This is a genomic window from Cognatishimia activa, from assembly GCF_026016445.1.
Lineage (GTDB): Bacteria > Pseudomonadota > Alphaproteobacteria > Rhodobacterales > Rhodobacteraceae > Cognatishimia > Cognatishimia activa_B.
In genome coordinates this window covers 1,133,673-1,149,449 of the sequence record NZ_CP096147.1, presented here as the reverse complement: position 1 = coordinate 1,149,449, position 15,777 = coordinate 1,133,673, and the positions used below count along the sequence as shown (strand labels likewise).

The window sequence follows — 15,777 nt, the reverse complement described above, 5'->3', positions numbered from 1 at the left end:
CTGGCACGAATCTGTCGGTTGACAACGGGTCGCAAGCTGCGCGCCAGCAAACCGGAGGATCGGAATGGACTATTCCGCCAAACTCGATGCCGCATTGAACAGCCTTCACGAAGAAGGCCGTTACCGTACGTTTATTGATATCGAACGTAAGAAGGGTCAGTTCCCGCATGCAGTCTGGAATAAGCCAGATGGTACGCAGCAGCCGATCACTGTCTGGTGTGGCAACGACTATCTGGGCATGGGTCAACACCCGGTTGTTCTGGAAGCGATGCACGAGGCACTGGACGCAACTGGCGCGGGCTCTGGTGGTACACGCAATATCTCTGGCACCACGGTTTATCACAAACGTCTGGAAGCCGAGCTTGCTGATCTGCACCAGAAAGAAGCATCGCTTCTGTTTACCAGCGCTTACATCGCAAACGATGCAACGCTGTCGACACTGCCAAAGCTCTTTCCTGGTCTGATCATCTATTCTGATGAGCTGAACCACGCGTCGATGATTGAAGGCATTCGCCGCAACGGTGGTGCCAAACGTGTCTTCCGTCACAACGACGTGGCCCATCTGCGTGAGTTGCTGTCTGCGGATGATCCAACCGCACCAAAACTGATTGCCTTTGAATCTGTCTATTCCATGGATGGTGATATTGGTCCGATTGCCGAGATCTGCGATCTGGCAGAGGAATTCGGTGCGCTGACTTACCTTGATGAGGTACATGCGGTTGGCATGTATGGCCCGCGTGGCGGCGGTGTGTCAGAGCGTGATGGTCTGACCGATCGTCTGGACATCATCAACGGTACACTTGGTAAGGCATTTGGCGTTCACGGCGGCTATATCGCTGCCAGCGAAAAGATGTGTGACGCGATCCGCTCTTACGCGCCGGGGTTCATCTTTACGACGTCTTTGCCACCGGTTGTGGCGGCGGGTGCTGCAGCTTCCATTGCGCATCTGAAACAGGATCAGACCATTCGTGATCAGCATCAGCTGCAGGCTAAAATTCTGAAAATGCGTCTGAAAGGTCTAGGTCTGCCGATCATCGATCACGGAACCCACATTGTTCCTGTGATTGTCGGCAACCCAGTTCACACTAAGAAACTCAGCGATATGCTATTGGAAGATCACGGTATTTACGTACAGCCGATCAACTTCCCAACAGTGCCACGTGGTACAGAGCGCCTGCGTTTCACACCTTCGCCAGTTCATGGTCCAAAAGAGATCGATGCACTTGTTCGCGCGATGGATGAACTGTGGTCTCACTGTGCGCTGAATCGTGCCGAGCTTGCGGGTTAAATACCTGAAAGGTGCAAATTAACTTGCTCTGTGTTATTCTAGTCGCAATAGAGTAGGGGCGGTTCGAATCGGGGAAAATTCTCGGGCCGTTTTACAGTGAGGCTTAGAGTATGATCAGGCGCAAATGGCGCAAATCTGAGGCTGTCGAAGAGGGGCCAAAAGGGTTTGACGACTATGATTTCCGGCTAGGGGACGAAATGCGTGGCGAAAGGGCCACGATGGGTAAATCGCTCCTCGACGTTCAACGGGAACTGCGCATCAAAGCCTCCTACATCGCTGCCATCGAAAATTCCGATCCATCGGCCTTTGAAACGCCGGGTTTCATTGCGGGCTATGTGCGGTCTTATGCGCGCTATCTGGGGATGGACCCAGATGAGACGTTTTCGAAATTCTGCACAGAAAGCGGTTTCCAAACGGCGCATGGGATGTCGTCAGAAGCCTCTGGGAAACGTGCTGATACCACGGTGATCGCAAAACCTGTAGACCGTGATCCATTTGCTGCGCCTGCGGCACCGTTCATTCCAGCGCAAGAATCCATTCTGGCACGTATCGAGCCACGTGCGATCGGATCTTCTCTGGTTCTTCTGGCCTTGATTGCAGGCATTGGTTACGGCGGCTGGAGCGTTCTGAATGAAGTTCAACGCGTAAGCCTCGCTCCTGTTGAGCAAACCCCAGTCGTTCTTTCTGATCTTGACCCTTTGAACGAGGCGACATCTACGACGGAAACAACAGATGCCGGTGTCTTTACACCACCTGACACAAGCCTTGATCGCCTGTACCGTCCGCAAGCTTTGGATGTGCCTGTACTCGTTGCGCGTGATGCGCCAATTTCGACGCTAAATCCACAGTCCGTTGGCACTTTCACACCGGAGCCTTCAACAGTTGAGGTTGCCGAATACGTAGCGCCAGCTGCACCAGTGGTTCCACAGGTTTTGGAAGAGGCAGATCCTGAAGTTGTAATGTTTGCAGTGCGCCCAGCTTGGGTGCGGGTACGTTCTGCCAACGGATCGATCTTGTTTGAAAAGACTCTGAATGCGGGTGAAGAGTTCAAGGTACCAAAGACAGAACTTGAACCAACTCTGCAGGCCGGCATGTCTGGTTCTATTTATTTCAAGCTCAATGGCGAAATTCGCGGACCAGCAGGTGCGGGTTCTAGCGTCGTTCGCAATGTGCCAATCGGTATTGACGCGGTGCAAGACAATTTCGCCGTTGCCGATCTCTCTGACGATCAGGCCTTGGCTGATTTTGTCGCCGTTGCGGCAGCGCAATCAGTAGCGACGGATCAATAAAATACTCACAAATTCATCAAATATAAAAGCCGCCCATGAGGCGGCTTTTGTCGTATAATCTGCTGTGTTATCCGCGCTTTGAGGCGACAAGCTCACGCATTTGTTCAAGCGGAAGATAGCCGCGCAGCATATCATCTTGCATCACAAATGTCGGTGTGCCGGTGATCTGCAACCGCTGCGCCAGCTCTCGTGTCTTCTGGATTTCATTAGTCACGTCAGCGCTGTCCATATGCGCCAGGATCGCATCCGCGTCCAATCCCAGTGAGGTCGCCAGCTTGCGCAGGCTACGCGCATTGGCGTCAGAACGCAGACGAATGAGTGCATCATTGGCAGCGTGATAGGCGTCGGCGCCCGATAGTTGTTTTACAGCAATGGCGAAACGCGAGCTTTGCGTCGAGGCTTCACCCAAGATCGGGAATTCCTTCACGATGAGGCGGATATTTCCATCGCTCTCCACAAGCTCTTTCACTTCGTCATGCGCACGACGGCAGTAACCACAGCGGTAATCCACGAACTCCACTAAGGTGATATCACCTTCGGGATTGCCACCAACCCAGCTGTAGCCATCGTTAAAGATGTCATCGGCGTTGACTTGCACAAGCGTCATATCCTGCGCTGCCTGCCCCGCAGCCTGACGTTCTTCAAGAACCGCGACGGCCTCCATAATCACTTCGGGATTATCCAACAGGTAGGCGCGGACTTCTTCGCGGAAGATAGCGCGTTCTTCATCGCTCATCTGGCCGATATCCATCGCCTGTCCCGGTAAGGCCAAGGCGGCGAAGGCCGCAGCCAGAATTGGGGTTTTCATGCTCTTTCTCCTGTCATCTCTTTTTCTTCTCAGCCCGTTTTGCGGCTAAGATGATATCCTGTGCGCGGCGCCAGCCGCTTGATCCTTCTGGCAGCAATCCCGCGGCCCGTTTGGCTTGAATTCCTGCATCTTTCAAACGCCCCTGCAAGGCGTATCTTTCTGCGGAGGCCACGGAGGCCATGCCAGCATTGCCATTTTTAGCATAGGCTGAAGCAAGGTCTCTGAGAATGCGTCCATCGCGGAAATCCAAGTTGCGCGCCTTTTCAAGTGCCCTCAGCGCGGACTTGGTTTGGCCTGCCGCCAGAAGGGCGCGGCCATATCCGCCCTGGCAAAGGGCATTGTTCCGAGCACGATCGACGCAGGCTTTGTAGGATGACACCGCAGCACCAACCTGACGGCTTTCGATCTGAAACTGCCCGCGTAGCTCATAAAAATATGGGTCATTGGGGCGTTTGGCGATTGCGCGGTTTAACGTTGCTATCGCCTTGGAAGAGTTGGACTGACGATGATGCATCACCGCCTCACGCATCAGCCGAATGTCTTCACTGGGGCTTTCTTTCAGAGTGCGCTTTGTCCATTTGGGGCTGCGCATAAAGGCTGTGAGTTTACCTTTGGCCCTATGGAACCAATAATCGGCTGAGGTATCGTCTTTGGCTTTGCCTGCATAGGCTGTGGCCGCCGCCTTCGCATTCCGCAGACGATCGCGTGTCAGTGGGTGGGTCCGTGTGTAGGGGTCTTGGCGTTCCGGCCTTAGCAGTTCCTGTCCGCTAAAGAGATCAAAGACCTGTACCATGCCTTGGGTATCTGTACCTGAACGCACAAGGTACTGAATTGCTGATTTGTCTGCTGACGCTTCTTCTGCCCGCGTATGCGAGAGGAAAACACGGCTCGCTGAGCTTGTGACACCTGCGGCAACACCCGCTGCTAGTTCGCTATTTCCAGTGGCTGCGGCCGCAAGCGCCGAGAGTGCAACTCCAAGTCCTGCAACTGTACGCGCATTGCCGATATTCTGATGGCGTCGCGCAAGGTGCCCATTGGCGATATGTGCCGCTTCATGAGCAATTACAGCGCGTAGCATGTCAGCATTATCCATGCGCATCAGCAGACCCGCGTGGATGAATATGTGTTTGTTATCAAGCACAAATGCATTCAGAGAGCTGTCATTCACCACAAGAATTTTGATGGAATTTCCAAGCCCTGCGACGTTTAAGATCGGCTTTGCAACTTGCTGTAAAGAATACTCAATATCTGGATCTCTCAATAGAGAGACTGCCTTTGCGGGCAAAGCAGAGATCATTAGCAACAGAGCGAAGGCCAATGCCGTCCAGGTAGGGAATGGAGCGTTAAATACGCTCTGACAAAGGCGACGTAAAAACATGCGCACACTAGGACGGAAAATCCTCTGAAACTCAACCGCTTGTTGATGACTTCCCCGAATTGTGAAGGGCAGCGGCACATCTTCGCGCATGACCTCAATTATCTCGGTTCCGCGCTGGATCGGAACAGGGTACACTGCTGTGAAACAGCCAAAGAGCATGTGATATGAGCAGATTTCTGAAAATCCTGGCCTTCGCCGGTGCGGCAATTCTTGGGACAAGCGTCTTTGCCCAAGACTTTAGTGGTCTGGCGCGTTTGGATGTTTCTGAAAGCCAGATTGTAGATCAGGGTAAACGGCGGGCAAGCATTGATCTTGCCTTATCTCAAGGCGTGCCTTGGCGTGTCTTTACGTTGGATGCGCCTCGCCGGTTGGTGATCGACTTCCGTGAGGTGGATTGGACAGGGGTTACCGGAAGCGATCTCTTGAAAGGCGATAATATCTCTGAAGTACGCGTGGGCGGTTTCCGTCCGGGCTGGAGTCGCTTAGTTGCTGACCTCGCATCCCCGATGCTGGTGGAAACCGCCGAGATGAAAATCGACCCGTCCACGAGCGAAGCACAATTAAGGGTGAAAATGTTCGCTACGGATGCGGAAAGTTTCGCCTCACGTTCTGGCGCGCCATATGATCCGCGTTGGGATTTGCCGAAACCCGTTGTTGAAGACGTGGAGCGCCCAGAAAAATCAGATTGGGCAGCAACCGTCGTTGTGCTCGATCCAGGCCACGGTGGTGTTGATCCAGGAGCTGAACGTGGAGGAGTGCAAGAAAAAGCACTGATGCTAACCTTTGCCCGCGAATTGCGTGACACTCTACGACGGGCAGGTGGCTTTGAGGTGGTGCTAACACGAAACGAAGACGTCTTTGTTTCGCTAGAGCGTCGGGTGGCCATTGCTCATGAAGTCAGCGCAGATATTTTTGTGTCTTTACATGCAGATACCGTGCAGCAAGGGCAGGCCCATGGGGCGACGGTCTATACGCTGTCAGAAAAAGCCAGCGATGCTGCCTCGCAATATTTGGCGGAACGTCATGATCGCTCTGATGTTTTGGCTGGAATCGATCTGACAGGCACTGATGACTTGATTGCAAACGTGCTCCTTGATCTCGTACGGCGGGAAACAGAGCCACGTTCAGAACGCCTCGCCAAGGCCATGGTGCTTGGGCTTCAGGGCACAATTGGTGAACTCAACCGAAAACCATACCGGCAGGCAGGGTTTTCGGTGTTGAAGGCTGCAGATATTCCATCGGTGTTGATCGAGGTGGGTTTTATGTCTTCAGCGCGCGATCTGGAAAACCTGACAGATGCGGAATGGCGTGCCCGTGCCGCAGAGGGCATTCGCGATGGGCTTCAGGCTTGGGTCATTGCCGACAAGGCGGCGCGGAATTTGGTGCGCCAGTGAGGCAAAAGGCGAAATTTCGCCCGCATTTCACCACCTAGTGTTTTGACCGTTCTGATGCGACGCAGTATAGAGTCATGTACACGACGCGGGGGCTCCGGTGATACGCTTTATCTTGTCCTTTTTTGGTAGCATTTTCACGCTCATAACTATGGGCGCGGCTGTTGTTGCGATCTCAATTGGCGCAGTCTTTTACGTCTATGGCCAGGATTTGCCGAGCACGGAAGCTTTGGCGAAGTACAGCCCGCCGACGATCAGCCGGATATATTCGGGTGAAGGCAAGATTATCGATGAATTCGCGCGTGAGCGCCGTCTGTTTGTTCCAGCAGAGGAAATCCCGGATCTGGTGAAACAGGCCTTTATTTCTGCGGAAGATAAGAACTTTTATCAACACAAGGGCTATGATCCGCGCGGCATGCTGGCTGCAGCGGTAGAGGCCGCACGCGGTGGCCGTCTGCGGGGCGCATCAACGATCACCCAGCAGGTGATGAAGAACTTCCTTCTGTCGGGAGATCGCTCTGCTGAGCGCAAGATCAAAGAGTTGATCCTATCAAACCGCGTTGAAGGTGTTCTGGATAAAGACAAAATCCTGGAACTTTATCTGAACGAAATCTTCCTTGGTCAGAACTCCTACGGAGTGGCCGCGGCTGCGCAAACTTATTTCAACAAAACGCTGTCAGAGCTTGCCCCTGAAGAGGCAGCTTACCTCGCGACCCTGCCAAAGAAGCCGTCGAACCTGCATCCGGTTCGCCATAAAGAGGCGGCGATCGATCGGCGTAACTTCGTTTTGAAAGAAATGAAGGAAAACGGATATCTACCTGAAGAAGCTTATGAAACCGCGATTGCTAAACCTTTGCTTTCAGTTCAGGCAGGGGATTATGAAAGCTTCAAATCTGCTTTGCCTCCAAGGGATTACTTCACAGACGAGATCCGCCGCCAGCTAAGCCGCGATTTTGGTGAAGAGGAATTCTTCACAGGTGGCATGGCCGTACGGGCGACATTTGATCCAGAACTTCAAGAAGTTGCTGCAGTCGCTCTTCAGCACGCGCTTGAAAAATACGACCGCGCGCAAGGCGTTTGGCGTGGGACCGGAAAGACACTTCCAGTAGAGGTTCTGGCGGATGAAGCGACGTGGCGTGCAGAGCTCGCAAAGGTCGAAGTGCCTCGCGATGTGCAGGCCGACGGTCAATGGTATCCAGCTGTTGTCTTGAGCGTAGGCAATAATGACGCCCGGATTGGCATCGAGAATGTCGAAGACGATGAAGATGGCCACTTCATAACAGCCAAAGACGTCACTTGGGCACGTAAACTGCTTAACGATGATGGCGAATTAGGGCGAAAAGCCAAGGTTGCAGGCGATTTGCTGGAGACTGGCGATGTGGTGCTGGTTCGCGCGATGACCAAAGACAGTGATGGCAGCTTCGTGCGCTGGACATTACGTCAGGTACCAGAAGTGCAGGGCGGCTTTATGGCGATGGACGTGAACAACGGTCGCGTGATTGCCATGCAGGGCGGCTTCTCCTATCAGGACTCAGTTTTCAACCGCGCAACCCAAGCCCGTCGTCAGCCGGGCTCTAGTTTTAAACCGTTTGTCTATGCTTCGGCATTGGACAGTGGGTATTCCCCAGCGACAATCGTTATTGATGCCCCGATTGAGATCAACACACCGCAGGGCCTCTGGCGTCCGCGCAACTCATCCAACAAGTTCTACGGTCCAACGCCTTTACGCACCGGGATCGAGCAATCTCGGAACTTGATGACAATCCGTCTGGCGCAAGAGGTTGGCATGGATGTTGTCGGCGACTACGCGCGTCGCTTCGGTGTTTATGACGATATGGGACTTTATCTTGCGAACTCACTTGGTTCGGAAGAAACCACGCTTTTCAACATGGTATCGGCCTATGCGATGTTCGCGAACGGTGGTGAACGCGTAGAGCCAACACTGGTTGACCGCGTGCAGGACCGATATGGCAAGACCATCTACCGCCATGATCAGCGGGACTGTGAGGAGTGTCTTGATCCACGCATTGCAGTAGATCGTGCCCCGAAAATCTCAACCAACCGCGAACGCGTCATGGACGCGATCACCGCCTATCAGCTGACTTCTATGATGCGTGGCGTTGTTGATCGCGGAACGGCGGCAAGCGCGATCAACCTGCCAGTGCCAGTTGCTGGCAAGACCGGCACAACCAACGAAGCGCGAGACGTTTGGTTTGTAGGTTTCACCAACACAATGGTGGCTGGCTGTTACATTGGCCATGACCAGCCGCGTCCATTAGGCCGTGGCACCTTTGGCGGCAATACCTGTGGTCCGGTGTTCCAGGAGTTTATGAGCGAAGCGATTGAAAAATACGGCGCGGGTAAGTTCCGCGTACCACCGGGCGGGCAGTTTATCAAGATCGACCGCTTCACAGGCGCGCGGCTTTCAAATGAAGCAAGTGGTGAAAGCGTTGTGGCGGAATACTTCCGTCTGGGCGAAGAGCCGATCTTTGGCGTGGCATTTGATGGTGGTTTCGCCATGGGGTCGAACTTGCCGCTCTTTGATGATGTGGCTTCTTCTGGTCAAACCGTGACCACATCCACCGGTGAGACCACGATAGTGGGGCCTGACGCTTCCTTCGGCACATTGAGTTCCGGCGGGCTTTACTGACACGGCAGCTTTATTTGCAAAGGGCAGGGCCGGGTGACCTTGCCCGTCCTTTCGCTGTGGTTTATCACCCTAATTCATAACGAATAACGGGGCCTCAGATGCGCGCAGAAGTTCAAAACACAGTGACAGAGATCGAGAAGTCCATTGACCTCTTGAAGCAACGTCTGAACTGGGAAACCGCTGAATTCCGTCTGGAAGAATTCAATGCGCGTGTGGAAGACCCTAACCTCTGGGATGATGCGGAAGCCGCGCAAAAACTGATGCGCGAGCGTCAGTTGCTGGTGGATGCCATCGATGGCGTCAAAGCTCTGGCGACCGAACTTTCTGACAACATCGAGATGATCGAACTCGGTGAGATGGAAGAAGATGAAGAGGTCGTAAAAGACGCAGAACAGGCGATCTTTGCACTGAAGGAAACCGCTGCAGAGAAAGAGCTTGAAGCGCTGCTAGATGGCGAAGCAGATAGCAACGACACTTTCCTGGAAATCAACTCTGGCGCGGGCGGTACGGAGAGCTGCGACTGGGCCTCTATGCTAGCGCGGATGTATGTGCGTTGGGCAGAAAAGCGCGGCTATACCGTTGAATTGCAATCGCAAACCGCGGGCGAAGAAGCGGGTATCAAGTCTGCGGCCTATAAGATTTCAGGGCACAACGCATATGGCTGGCTCAAGTCCGAAAGCGGCGTGCACCGTCTTGTGCGCATCTCACCTTATGACAGCGCCGCAAAGCGTCATACGTCGTTCAGCTCTGTTTGGGTGTACCCGGTGGTTGACGACAATATCGAGATCGAGGTGAACCCGTCTGAAATTCGCATCGATACCTATCGCTCTTCAGGGGCTGGTGGTCAGCACGTGAACACCACGGACTCGGCTGTTCGGATCACGCACATTCCAACGGGTATTGTGGTGACTTCTTCTGAGAAGTCGCAGCACCAGAACCGCGATATTGCGATGAAGGCTTTGAAATCTCGCCTTTATCAACAGGAGTTGGATCGCCGGAATGCAGCCATCAACGAGGCGCATGAGAGCAAAGGTGATGCCGGCTGGGGCAACCAGATCCGGTCATACGTTCTGCAACCCTACCAAATGGTGAAAGACCTGCGCACGAACCATGAGACCTCGGACACCAAAGGCGTGCTGGATGGCGATCTTGATGGCTTTATGGCGGCGACTTTGGCCATGGATGTGGCGGGCAAAAGCCGGGCTGACGCGCAAGGCGAGTGAAGCTGGGGCGCAGCCCCCAAACCCCCGAGGTATTTTGGCCAAAAAGAAAACAAGAGTGGCGCTTCGCTTGCAATGCGGGGCGCTTTTTCGTTTGATGGTGGTGCGCGAACATACACTGGAGGAGTTGTATGAACGAGGCACCTGGGACGCCGTCCATTTCAGAGGGTGGTAAACCGATGGGGGTGCCCGAGTTGGGCGCCGTGGAATTTTCCACCTTAAAAGAAGCGCTTAGACTTGGGTTGCATGACTTTCGCGCACTGCCAATTTACGGGCTGATTTTCGCCGCGGTGTATTTTGTGGGGGGCTGGCTGATCACCTGGATCACGCTTGCGACCGGGCAGACCTATTGGCTGGTCTTTGCTGCGATTGGCTTTCCATTGCTGGGACCATTTGCGGCCACAGGACTTTATGAGGCCTCACATCAGAGGCAATTGGGTCGATTGCCGTCTCCGCGGCGCATCTTTGGCGTGGTGCTCGATCAGGGGCGGCGGCAACTGCCCTCGCTCTGTGCCGTCATTATCATTGTTTTTCTGTTTTGGTTCTTTCTGGCACATATGATCTTCGCGCTCTTTCTGGGGCTTTCGACGATGACCAATGTCTCAACCAGTCTAGAGGTCTACTTCACTGCGAACGGGTTGATGATGCTAGCGTTTGGTTCAGCGGTAGGCGGAGCATTTGCTCTGCTGCTCTACATGTTGGTTGTGATCTCGATCCCATTGTTATTGGATCGTGAAGTCGACTTTGTCACCGCTATGATCACGAGTTTTCAAACCGTCGCTTCGAACTTCATTCCTATGGTGGCCTGGGGCCTCGTAATTTCGGTATTACTGTTCCTGGCGATGTTGCCGGGGTTTCTGGGGCTCTTCGTCGTGCTGCCCGTTTTAGGCCATGCGAGCTGGCATTTGTATGCTTTAATCAAGACATGAAAAAGGGGGCATAAGCCCCCCTCAATACAACGATATATTCAAACTCTTAAAGTGCACCACGAGACAGGGCTGCAACACCTGTACGGGCCACTTCCTGCAGGCCGAGTGGACGCATCAATTCGGCGAATGCGTCGATTTTTTCCGGCGTTCCGGTGATTTCAAACACAAAGCTGTTCAGTGTAGAATCCACCACATTGGCGCGGAAGATGTCAGCAAGACGCATGGCTTCAACGCGTTTCTCGCCTTCGCCAGCCACCTTAAAGAGCCCAAGTTCACGCTCAACAGATGGGCCTTCAACGGTCAGGTCATGAACTTCATGGACCGGAACGATACGACCAAGCTGAGCTTTGATCTGCTCGATCACTTGCGGTGTCCCGGTGGTCACGATGGTGATACGAGACTGGTGGCCAGTGTGATCCACCTCAGCCACTGTCAGGCTTTCGATATTGTAGCCGCGGCCAGAGAAGAGGCCAACAACGCGCGCCAAAACACCCGGTTCGTTATCAACAACCACTGCCAGCGTGTGGGTTTCTTCCACATTGGAGAAATCCGGGCGCAGGTTGTAGGCGGAATGACTCGTGGAGCCTTTTTTAATTTTCAAAGCAGCCATGATCTTTCTCCTTACACCAGTACCGCGCCGCCAGCTTCGATGGCGCCTTGGGTGGAGGCTTCGCCCAGAAGCATTTCGTTGTGTGGCTTACCTGACGGGATCATCGGGAAGCAGTTTTCATGTTTCTCTACCAGACAATCGAAAATCACTGGTCCGTCGTGATTGACCATTTCCATGATCGCATCATCCAGATCTTTAGGATCGGAACAGATAATTCCTTTGGCGCCAAAGGCTTCGGCCAGTTTCACAAAGTCGGGCAGGGCTTCGGACCAGGAGTGGCTATAGCGTTCGCCATGCAGCAGCTCCTGCCACTGGCGCACCATGCCCAGACGTTCGTTGTTTAGAATGAACTGTTTGACTGGCAGGCGGAACTGAACCGCGGTGCCCATTTCCTGCATGTTCATCAACCAGGACGCTTCGCCGGCCACGTTGATCACGAGACTGTCTGGATGCGCCATCTGAACGCCGATGGAGGCTGGGAAACCATAGCCCATGGTGCCCAGACCACCGGAGGTCATCCAGCGGTTTGGATCTTCGAAACCAAGATATTGAGCAGCCCACATCTGGTGCTGGCCAACCTCAGTGGTGACATAGCGGTCCATGTCTTTGGTCAGGGCCTCAAGACGGGACAGGGCGTATTGCGGCTTGATGGTGCTGCCTTCCTGTTTAAAGTCCAAACAACGTACCGCTTTCCACTCTGCAATCTGCGCGTGCCACTTTTGCACCGCTTCTTTGTTGGTCTTGCGGCCGCGGGCCTTCCAGACTTTCAACAGGTCCTCCAGAACATGCGCCACGTCACCAACAATCGGGACATCCACGCGGATCACCTTGTTGATCGAGCTTGGATCGATATCGATATGCGCTTTCTTGGAGTTCGGCGAGAAGGCGGAAATCAGACCGGTGATCCGGTCATCAAAGCGCGCGCCAACATTGATCATCAGATCACAGTCATGCATCGCCATATTGGCTTCGTAAAGACCATGCATGCCAAGCATGCCCAGCCAGTTTTTGCCAGATGCAGGATAACAGCCCAGACCCATCAATGTGGATGTGATCGGGAAGTTTGTGGTGTCGACAAGCTCACGCAGCAATTGGCTTGCCGCATCGCCGGAATTGATAACGCCGCCGCCAGTGTAGAAAACTGGGCGTTCAGCTTTCTCCATCAATTCAACGAGTTCTGTGATCTCGGTGATGTCACCCTTGAGCTGTGGCTGATAGTGATCAACCTTTGCCGCGCGGGCTTCGGTGTACTCAGCGCTGGCGAATTGGGTGTCCTTCGGAATGTCGATCAGAACCGGACCCGGACGGCCAGAACGCGCAACATGGAAAGCCTGATGCAGAGTTTCAGCAAGCGTCTCTGTATCCTTCGCGAGCCAGTTGTGCTTTGTGCATGGGCGCGTGATGCCAACAGTGTCCGCTTCCTGGAAAGCGTCAGAGCCGATCATGAAGGTTGGAACCTGACCTGAGATGACAACAATTGGGATTGAGTCGAGCAAAGCATCGGTCAGACCGGTCACCGCATTGGTTGCGCCTGGACCGGATGTCACCAGCGCAACGCCGACCTTACCAGTGGAACGCGCATAACCCTCGGCTGCGTGTACCGCGCCTTGCTCGTGACGCACCAGAATGTGGCGAATGTCATTTTGCTGAAAAATCTCGTCGTAAATCGGTAGCACCGCACCGCCGGGATAGCCAAAGACTGTGTCCACACCCTGATCCTTCAGAGCCTGGACTACCATTTTCGCGCCGGTCATGTTGCGTGTCATCTTTTTCTCCACTTGCAACGTTATGCCTACAAAAAAGCCCCCGAGAATTTCGAGGGCGCATGGGGTTCATTCTGGATTACCGTTACCGGCCCATGCGCCTAAATTCTACGATGACGACTAGCTCTAACATGCGTCAGGTCCTTCTTGCGTTGCGGGGGACATTATGAGGCCAGAATGGGGGCGTCAACAGGCAAAAGTAGAATTTTATGACCTAAGACAATAAAAAATCTTTTCGAAAGTTGCGCATCTGGGGGTGTGACGTGATTTTTTCGTAAATAGCACCGGCAAATTTTTAGGTTTGCACCCCAGTTTGCTGCAAAACGCCGTGTTCGATCGCATAACGAGTCAGTCCGGCAGTGGAACTAATGCCCAGTTTGCGTTTGATATTTTTACGATGGGTCTCGACTGTACGCACCGAAATGTTCAGTTCTATGGCGACTTCTTTGTTGGATTTACCCTGGGCAAGCTGCAGCAGGACAGTCTGCTCTCGACTGGTCAGGGTTTCGCGGTCGCCGTCCTCAACAGGTTCCAATGATCCTTTTGCTCCTGTGCAGAGATAACGCTCTCCGCGCATCACGGTATCGATGGCGGTTTTGATCTCTTCAGTGGGCACATCCTTGAGGACATAGCCACGCGCGCCATGGCTCAGTGCGGTTGAGATATATTCCGGACTGTCATGCATCGACAGAATTAGAATGCGCATGTCGGGCTTGCTTTCCAGCACCATCTCAGTGGCAGTTAAACCGCCGATCCCAGGCATGTTCAGATCCATCAGCACCACGTCGATGGTATTGGATTTCAGATAGGCCACAGCTTCAGCGCCATTGGTCAATGTCGCGCGCACATCCAAGTCATCGTAGCTTTCCAAAATCGATTGAATGCCTTCCGCGACCATAGGGTGATCGTCTACGATCACCACAGAAATCTTATCGGTCATGCTTTGGCCTCCATCTTCGTATCGCCGTCTTGTTCTGGGGGCAGGATGTGGCTGAGGGGAACCTCAGCGACCACCACTGTGCCACTTTTACTGGAAAAGACACGGAGCGTACCATTCAGCTGCTCTACGCGTTCTTGCATATTTCTTAAGCCCAGGCCGCCAACGCTCTCGCCGCGTTTGCGCGGCTGCGGGAAGCCTTTGCCATTATCGCTGATGCGCATGGTGGCGCCGCGTTTATGGCCTCTGAGATCAATCGAAATCTTTGTGGCTGCTGCGTGACGCTCAATATTAGTTAAAGCTTCTTGAGCAATGCGATAGAGCGAAAACTTTGCATCTGGGTTGAGCCTGTTTCGGAACACAACGGTCTGGAATTCGGTTTCAATCCCCGTGCGTTCGCTGAATTCTTCTGTCAAAGCACGCAGGGCAGGGCCCAAGCCCAGGTCATCCAAGACACCGGGGCGCAGGTCACGAGAAATACGTCGAACTTCGTGAATCGCTGTATTGAGGTGATCCATACCGCGTTCCAGTGTATCTTCTGCGCGATTGTCGCCGACTTTTACGCGTCGACGCGCAGAATCCAGCGCATAACGCACACCGACCAGTATCTGAGAAATCCCATCATGAAGTTCCCGGGCAACGCGCCCGCGCTCTTCTTCTTGGGCATCAAAGACTCGCTGGGTCAGCTTCTTCAGCTTTGCATCTGCTAGGCGGCGTTCACGAATGTTAATTATCAGTCCTGTGACAAATACCAGCAGCACAGCCGCGAGGGTGATCGCGCCGATATAAAGGAAGGTGCGTTGAACACGGGCTTCAACCTGCGCACGGGCGGCGGCAACAGAAACCAGAATATCATCAATGAAGACACCGGTGCCGATGACCCACTGCCAATCCTGCAAGCCATTGACATAAGCAATCATGCGAGCGGGCTGATTTGTACTGGGTTTTGGCCAATCATAGGTGTGATAGCCACCGCCAGAGCGCGCGATGCGAATGAGCTCATCCGTGATAGGCACGCCTTCACGGTCATTCATACCACTCCAATTCCGATTGATCAGAAAGGTCTGGCGCGGGCTGACGAGATTATTGCCTTCGTAATCATAGACAAAGAAGTACCCTTCATTGCCGTAAACCATTGATGCGAGGATCTGGCTGACAAGCAGTTGAGCCTCTTCGTCATCGGGTCCGGCGCGTCCGTAGATATTGATGAAGGCGTTACGAGCGAGCGCCAGATAGTTCTTCAGCTCGTCTTTCTTTGCTTCAATCAACTGGACTTCGAGCTCTTTGATCTCACGTTCCGCCATTTGTCGGGATTGATTGGCCACCAAGATTGAGATCGCGGCCACTGCCAAGATCAATGGCAAAGTGGCAAGCAAAAACAGTTTTTGCCCGTAAGACAGCCGCAAGTTTTTCAAAAATGCTCCCATAATCGATTCGAATAGGGCCTCTTTGCCTCAAATCATAGCGCCTTTTTGACTGTTAGCGACGCGACTTGGCAAAATTGGCCAAAGAAA

12 protein-coding genes are annotated in these 15,777 nt (G+C 53.5%); 6 read left to right on the top strand and 6 right to left on the bottom strand.

Going from position 1 to position 15,777, the window contains the following annotated elements; translation table 11 throughout:
• Positions 1-64 precede the first annotated feature (64 nt).
• Together hemA and M0D42_RS05570 are read left to right on the top strand one after the other, a co-directional pair.
• Entirely contained in the window at positions 65-1,288 is a 1,224-nt protein-coding gene (hemA, locus tag M0D42_RS05575) for a 5-aminolevulinate synthase (protein WP_265020607.1), read from the top strand.
• Between the two features lie 110 nt (positions 1,289-1,398).
• Positions 1,399-2,577, top strand: a complete 1,179-nt coding sequence (locus tag M0D42_RS05570) for a helix-turn-helix domain-containing protein (RefSeq protein ID WP_265020606.1) — start codon at positions 1,399-1,401, stop codon at positions 2,575-2,577.
• A gap of 67 nt (positions 2,578-2,644) precedes the next feature.
• Here M0D42_RS05570 and M0D42_RS05565 read toward each other — a convergent pair whose 3' ends face one another.
• Both M0D42_RS05565 and M0D42_RS05560 read right to left on the bottom strand, forming a co-directional pair.
• Positions 2,645-3,385 carry a DsbA family protein gene (locus M0D42_RS05565; protein WP_265020605.1) on the bottom strand — a complete coding sequence of 247 codons (741 nt, stop codon included), beginning with the start codon at positions 3,383-3,385 and terminating at the stop codon, positions 2,645-2,647.
• Positions 3,386-3,398: 13 nt separating this feature from the next.
• Entirely contained in the window at positions 3,399-4,763 is a 1,365-nt protein-coding gene (locus M0D42_RS05560; RefSeq protein ID WP_265020604.1) for a M48 family metalloprotease, read from the bottom strand.
• A gap of 164 nt (positions 4,764-4,927) precedes the next feature.
• Here M0D42_RS05560 and M0D42_RS05555 point away from each other — a divergent pair, with 164 nt between their 5' ends.
• The 4 genes from M0D42_RS05555 to M0D42_RS05540 all read left to right on the top strand — a co-directional run bounded on the left by M0D42_RS05555 (position 4,928) and on the right by M0D42_RS05540 (position 10,953).
• Positions 4,928-6,157, top strand: a complete 1,230-nt coding sequence (locus M0D42_RS05555) for an N-acetylmuramoyl-L-alanine amidase (RefSeq protein WP_265020603.1) — start codon at positions 4,928-4,930, stop codon at positions 6,155-6,157.
• 97 nt (positions 6,158-6,254) lie between these two features.
• Entirely contained in the window at positions 6,255-8,804 is a 2,550-nt protein-coding gene (locus M0D42_RS05550; protein ID WP_265020602.1) for a penicillin-binding protein 1A, read from the top strand.
• Between the two features lie 98 nt (positions 8,805-8,902).
• Positions 8,903-10,027, top strand: a complete 1,125-nt coding sequence (prfB, locus tag M0D42_RS05545) for a peptide chain release factor 2 (RefSeq protein WP_265020601.1) — start codon at positions 8,903-8,905, stop codon at positions 10,025-10,027.
• 128 nt (positions 10,028-10,155) lie between these two features.
• The gene (locus M0D42_RS05540) at positions 10,156-10,953 is read left to right on the top strand and encodes a DUF2189 domain-containing protein (RefSeq protein ID WP_265020600.1); all 798 of its coding nucleotides are present in this window, start codon (positions 10,156-10,158) and stop codon (positions 10,951-10,953) included.
• A 46-nt stretch (positions 10,954-10,999) separates the two neighbouring features.
• Here M0D42_RS05540 and ilvN read toward each other — a convergent pair whose 3' ends face one another.
• From ilvN to M0D42_RS05520, 4 genes are all read right to left on the bottom strand, one after another.
• Positions 11,000-11,563, bottom strand: a complete 564-nt coding sequence (gene ilvN, locus M0D42_RS05535; RefSeq protein ID WP_265020599.1) for an acetolactate synthase small subunit — start codon at positions 11,561-11,563, stop codon at positions 11,000-11,002.
• Positions 11,564-11,574: 11 nt separating this feature from the next.
• Entirely contained in the window at positions 11,575-13,329 is a 1,755-nt protein-coding gene (locus M0D42_RS05530; RefSeq protein WP_265020598.1) for an acetolactate synthase 3 large subunit, read from the bottom strand.
• Between the two features lie 292 nt (positions 13,330-13,621).
• Positions 13,622-14,266, bottom strand: a complete 645-nt coding sequence (locus tag M0D42_RS05525; protein ID WP_265020597.1) for a response regulator transcription factor — start codon at positions 14,264-14,266, stop codon at positions 13,622-13,624.
• Complete coding sequence (locus M0D42_RS05520; RefSeq protein ID WP_265020596.1) at positions 14,263-15,690, bottom strand: cache domain-containing protein; 1,428 nt, start codon at positions 15,688-15,690, stop codon at positions 14,263-14,265. The genes M0D42_RS05525 and M0D42_RS05520 overlap by 4 nt, the downstream gene beginning before the upstream one ends.
• Between the last annotated feature and the right edge of the window lie 87 nt (positions 15,691-15,777).